The organism is Clostridium sp. HV4-5-A1G, assembly GCF_900184915.1.
Classification (GTDB): domain Bacteria; phylum Bacillota; class Clostridia; order Clostridiales; family Clostridiaceae; genus Clostridium_B; species Clostridium_B aromativorans.
This window is the reverse complement of record NZ_FXYI02000213.1, coordinates 1-5,522: the sequence shown is the minus strand read 5'-3', so window position 1 is coordinate 5,522 and position 5,522 is coordinate 1. Positions and strand designations below refer to the sequence as shown.

The following is a 5,522-nucleotide window of genomic DNA, read 5'->3' as shown; positions in this document are numbered from 1 at the left end:
ACGGCGACCACCGAGATCTACAATTCTAGCTTCGTCTGCAGCGTCAGATTTGTATAATAGACAGATATTTTAATACGTGATAAAATTAAATAAAAGATGTGTTTATAAACATACATTAATAAGGAGTGGCGTTCATGGGAGAATATAGATCCAAATTAGAAAGTAAGCAGATGGATTATCTATGTGAGGCGGTATTGTGCTTAAAAACAAAAGAGGAATGTTATAGATTTTTTGATGATATATGTACGATAAACGAAATAAAATCTTTGGAACAGAGACTTCAGGTGGCCAAAATGCTCAGCAATAAAAAGACATATTTAGATATTGCAGCTGCAACAGGAGCCAGCACTGCTACGATAAGCAGAGTGAATAGATGTCTTAATTATGGAAGTGATGGGTATAAAATAGTATTGGGAAGGCTTAAGTAAAATATTTTTAGTATAAGTAAAATTTTTAGATGTGTTGATGGGGGTCAGCACATTTTTTATGTCTTATATGATTAAAGTACTGCTAAAATGTTATAATATTAGACATGAAGCAGATATACGTATACAGTTTAGATTAAAGATATAGATCTATATCTATAAATAGGAGTGAATTTTATGGATTTGAAAAATCTTTTGAACCGGGAACAGTATGAAGCAGTAGCAGCGGTAGACGGTCCACTGCTGATCTTAGCTGGAGCAGGATCAGGTAAAACGAGAGTCCTTACCTATAGAGTGGCCCATATGATTAAAGATTTAAATATATATCCTTCAAAAATATTGGCCATAACTTTTACCAACAAGGCTGCCGGAGAGATGAAAGATAGGATAAAGGAACTTGTTGGAGATGAAGTGGAAGGTATGTGGATATCTACGTTTCATTCAAGCTGTGTGAGAATATTGAGAAGAGAAATAGATAAACTTGGATATAATAAAAATTTTGCCATATATGACAGCTATGATCAGAAGGTGCTTATAAAGCAGTGCATGGAGGAATTGAATATAAATGACAAGGATATAACAGATAGGGAGATAATAAATAAAATTAGTGGACAAAAGGATATTTTAGTATCTCCGGAGCAGTTCAAAAGAGAAAATGAGGGAAATTTTAGAATTAATAAAATTGCAGATGTCTATTTGTTGTATCAAAAAAAGTTAAAAGATAATAATGCTTTGGATTTTGATGATCTTATATATAAAACTGTGCAGCTTTTTAAGGAGCATCCGGATGTACTGGAGTTTTACCAGAGAAAATTTGAGTATATAATGGTGGATGAGTACCAGGATACTAACAGGTCCCAGTATGAATTTGTCAAATTATTGGCTCAGGGGCATAAAAATATATGTGTAGTTGGAGATGATGATCAATGTATTTATGCCTGGAGAGGAGCGGATGTGAGAAATATTTTGGATTTTGAACAGGATTATCCAAATGCGAAGGTGATAAAGTTAGAACAAAATTATAGATCAAAGGGGAATATATTAAAGGCGGCCAATGATGTTATAAGCAATAATTCCAATAGAAAGAAAAAAGTGCTTAGGACTGAAAGTGAAAATGGAGACAAGATAAAATTGTACAGGGCTTATTCTGATCTTGAGGAAGGAAGATATGTGGCATTTAAGATAAGAGATATGGTGAATAGAGATGAAAAAAGACAATATAAGGATTTTGCGGTGCTTTACAGAACCAATGCCCAGTCACGTATTTTTGAAGATGCTTTTATGAAATCCAATATACCTTATAGAATAATTGGAGGACTTAAGTTCTATGATAGAAAAGAAATAAAAGATATTATGGCATATCTGAAATTTATAAATAATCCACTGGATGATATAAGCTTGAGGAGGATAATAAATGTACCCAAGAGGAATATAGGAGATTCTACAGTACAAAAGATACAGGGTTTTGCCAATTCTATGGAAGAATCTCTGTACAATGTGATTTTGGATGTGGACGAAGTATCAAATTTATCCAAGAGAAGTATTAATTCTATAAAAAAATTTGTAAGTATAATAAACAGCTTTATCAAAAGTAGGGATAAAATACCTGTTTCCAGTCTCATAAGGGAAATACTGGATATAACAGGATATTTGGATGAACTCAAAGACAGCAAGGAGGCAGACAGTATAAGTAGGGTGGAAAATCTTAAAGAACTCGTATCGGCTGCTTCTGAGTTTGAAACTACTTCAGAAGATACTTCACTTTCTGCATTTTTGGAGAAAGTGACCCTTGTTTCAGATATAGATAATTTTGATGACAATGCTGATTCTGTTGTACTCATGACTGTACACAGCGCGAAAGGGCTGGAATTTCCGGTAGTATTTATGGTTGGGATGGAAAATGGAATATTTCCGGGAATGCAGTCGTTGGATAGTGCCAAGGAAATGGAGGAGTCCAGAAGGCTCTGCTACGTGGGTATAACCAGGGCAAAAGAACAGCTTTATATGACTTCTGCTGAAACAAGAAGGGTATTTGGCAGGACAGTTTCATATCAGCAGTCTGATTTTGTAGATGAAATATCCCGCGAACTGAAGGAATATGATACTGTAAAGGAAAATAATATTAATAGTTATTCAAATAGGGTTTTGAATAATAATGCTTTTTTATGGAAGAAAAAGGCGGTTTCTAGCAATTTATCAGAGGCTGCAGGAATTTCTGCTGAAAGAGATGTTCCTGGTGACAAGTATTTAAAGCCTGAAGGTATAAAAGAGGGTATAAAGGTAAGACATAGTAAATTTGGGGTAGGAACTATTGTCAGCATATCAAAAAGTGGAAGTGACATAAAGCTCACTATAGTTTTTGACAAAATGGGAATAAAAAATTTGATGTATGGGATAGTGCCATTGGAAGCTGTATAGGGTGTACTCCCAGTTTACTTATGAGGTGATCTGATGAATGATGATATTGTGCATAAGATGAATGAAATTATAAAAGAGTTAAATAGATATGCCTACGAATACTATGTTGAGGATAATCCGAGTATTTCCGATAAAGAGTATGATATGAAATACGATGAACTTGTAAAATTGGAAAGGGATACTGGAATTGTTTTTCCCTATTCTCCTACACAGAGGGTGGGGGATACTGTGCTGTCTCAGTTTCAAAAATACATACATAAAGGCAGATTGTGGAGTCTTGACAAAGCTCAGAGCGTAAATGCCATAGAAGAGTGGCACAGGAGAAATGAAAGAATTGTAAATAATTATAACTTAACTCATGAGGATAAATTGCCAGAGCTTAAATATGTGCTGACTAAAAAGTTTGATGGACTTACGATAAACTGCACCTATGATGAAAGAGGGATGCTGATAAAAGCAGCTACTAGAGGCACGGGTATTGTTGGAGAGGATATAACTGCCCAGGCAAAGACCATAAAGTCTCTTCCCCTCAAAATAGACAATAACAGTCTGGTTGAAATACACGGGGAAGCTGTTATGACTAAAAAAGCTTTTGAACAGTACAATAAAAAAGCGAAGACTCCACTTAAAAATCTCAGAAACGGTGCTGCGGGGGCTCTTAGAAACTTGAATATAAAAGAGACGGCCAGGAGAAATCTTTCAGCCTTTTTTTATGATGTGGGATATAATGAAGGCAGACCCTTTAAAAGTTATGTGGAGATGATGAATTTTATAAGGGAAATGGGACTGCCGCAGGACAGCTATCTTAAGATATGTACCAATATGGATGAGATAAAAAATGAGCTGGAGTATGTACACAGTATAAGAAATGAACTTCAGTATGATATAGATGGAGTGGTAATAGTAATAGATGATATGAGAACAAGAGAAATTCTAGGATATACCATTAAGTTCCCAAAGTGGGCCATAGCTTATAAGTTTGAGGCAGAGGAGATTACCACACAGCTTTTAGATGTTGAGTGGAATGTAGGTCGCAGCGGGAGGGTGACCCCTACAGCCATTTTGGAGCCGGTGGAATTAGGCGGAGCTACAGTAAAAAGGGCTACTTTGAATAATATGGATGATATAAGGAGAAAGGGAATAAAAATAGGATGCAGGGTGTTTGTAAGAAGATCCAATGATGTGATTCCGGAAATTACGTCGGTGGTGGAAGATGGTGAAGCGGATAAGACTGTGGATATAGAAGTCCCTGAAAAGTGTCCATACTGTGGTAGTAAACTTATAAAGGATGGTGTGCATTATTTTTGTGAAAATACGCTTTCCTGCAAACCTCAGATGGTAAAAAGCATAGTTCATTTTGGAAGCAGAGAGGCAATGGATATAGAGGGATTTAGCGAAAAAACTGCAGGGCAGCTTTTCGAAAAATTAAATATAAAATCCATAGCTGATTTGTATAGAATTCAAAAAGAGGATCTAATGACCTTAGATAAATTTGGAGAAAAAAAATCCCAAAATCTTATAAATGCCATAGAAAAAAGTAAAAATTGTGATCTGTCCTCATTTATATATGCCCTTGGAATACCGAATGTGGGCAAAAAAACTGCCACTGATCTGTGTAAAAAATTTAATAGATTGAGAGATATCCGAAAGGCTGAACTGGAAGATCTTGTATCAATTCCGGATATAGGTGAAACGGTGGCAAAAGGTATAATAGAATTTTTTAAACAGGACAATATAATAGAGAGCATAGATGAATTATTGAAATTAGGTATTAAACCACATTTTGAGAGTATTAATGTAGAGGAAAATGTATTTAAGGGAAAAACGGTAGTGGTCACAGGAACTTTAAAAAACTATACGAGAATGGGCATAAAAGAAAAATTGGAATCTCTAGGAGCTAAGGTTTCCGGCAGTGTAAGTAAAAAGACAGATTATGTCATAGCAGGTGAATCTACTGGAAGTAAATATGAAAAGGCAATTCAATTTGGAGTAAAAATAATTGATGAAAATCAATTTGAAAATATGCTGTGAATATTTACAAAACAATCGAAGAGAGTTAATATAAAAATAGTTTTGATTTATGATAAAATTAAACTTCAGGTAAAGAACCTGTGGAGGAAAAAATGAAAAGAACAATAAGTTTACTAGGATGGATAGGTGTTATATTCACTATTATTGCATTGGTATTGACACTTCTTACTACATATCATTTTACATATGTAAAGTATTTTAATGATTATTATATGCTGCAGTGGAGTATATTTGGTACTATGATAATATGGGCTGTGAATATGATCATTTTTAGAAGTAATTTTAAAAATATAGTATATCCTATAACTTGCGTGATAATAGCTTGTGTGACTATGTTTTTTATGTACATGAAGGTATTTTGATGTTTTTAAATAAGACAATCTTAAAGATTGCCTTATTTTTTTGATGTAAGCATATGTACATATTGAGTTAATTTTTCCAGCAGGTAATTTTTATATTTTAGCTGTGATAAGACTTGTTTGACAGTTATAAATCCCCAGATTAAGACGAATATGACAGTACACATAGTCAAAATACCTAAAACTTCTATTACAAGTAACATTTTACACTCCTCCGTATAATTAAAATCTTAAGGATACAAAAGCGCTTAAAACATACGTGAACATTATATCATAAAAAATTTATATT

5 protein-coding genes are annotated in these 5,522 nt (G+C 34.0%); 4 read left to right on the top strand and 1 reads right to left on the bottom strand.

Annotation, left to right across the window (positions count from 1 at the left end; genetic code table 11):
• The first annotated feature begins 134 nt into the window (after nt 1-134).
• The 4 genes from J5G60_RS16325 to J5G60_RS16310 all read left to right on the top strand — a co-directional run bounded on the left by J5G60_RS16325 (nt 135) and on the right by J5G60_RS16310 (nt 5,236).
• Nucleotides 135-428 (top strand): YerC/YecD family TrpR-related protein, encoded by a 294-nt coding sequence (locus J5G60_RS16325; RefSeq protein ID WP_150358897.1) that lies wholly within the window; start codon nt 135-137, stop codon nt 426-428.
• Nucleotides 429-602: 174 nt separating this feature from the next.
• Nucleotides 603-2,843 (top strand): DNA helicase PcrA, encoded by a 2,241-nt coding sequence (gene pcrA, locus J5G60_RS16320; RefSeq protein ID WP_150358896.1) that lies wholly within the window; start codon nt 603-605, stop codon nt 2,841-2,843.
• A 33-nt stretch (nt 2,844-2,876) separates the two neighbouring features.
• Entirely contained in the window at nt 2,877-4,874 is a 1,998-nt protein-coding gene (gene ligA / locus J5G60_RS16315; RefSeq protein WP_150358895.1) for an NAD-dependent DNA ligase LigA, read from the top strand.
• 92 nt (nt 4,875-4,966) lie between these two features.
• Nucleotides 4,967-5,236: a hypothetical protein gene (locus J5G60_RS16310; protein ID WP_150358894.1), complete on the top strand. Its 270-nt coding sequence runs from the start codon at nt 4,967-4,969 to the stop codon at nt 5,234-5,236.
• 32 nt (nt 5,237-5,268) lie between these two features.
• On the opposite strand, the gene J5G60_RS16305 is transcribed toward J5G60_RS16310, so the two are convergent.
• Entirely contained in the window at nt 5,269-5,436 is a 168-nt protein-coding gene (locus tag J5G60_RS16305) for a hypothetical protein (protein ID WP_179978449.1), read from the bottom strand.
• Nucleotides 5,437-5,522: the final 86 nt, after the last annotated feature.

Excerpts from the sequence above, each read along its gene's own strand:
- pcrA (WP_150358896.1), top strand. The coding sequence starts at position 603 with ATGGATTTGAAAAATCTTTTGAACCGGGAACAGTATGAAGCAGTAGCA.
- J5G60_RS16305 (WP_179978449.1), bottom strand. The coding sequence starts at position 5,436 with ATGTTACTTGTAATAGAAGTTTTAGGTATTTTGACTATGTGTACTGTC.
- ligA (WP_150358895.1), top strand. The coding sequence starts at position 2,877 with ATGAATGATGATATTGTGCATAAGATGAATGAAATTATAAAAGAGTTA.
- J5G60_RS16310 (WP_150358894.1), top strand. The coding sequence starts at position 4,967 with ATGAAAAGAACAATAAGTTTACTAGGATGGATAGGTGTTATATTCACT.
- J5G60_RS16325 (WP_150358897.1), top strand. The coding sequence starts at position 135 with ATGGGAGAATATAGATCCAAATTAGAAAGTAAGCAGATGGATTATCTA.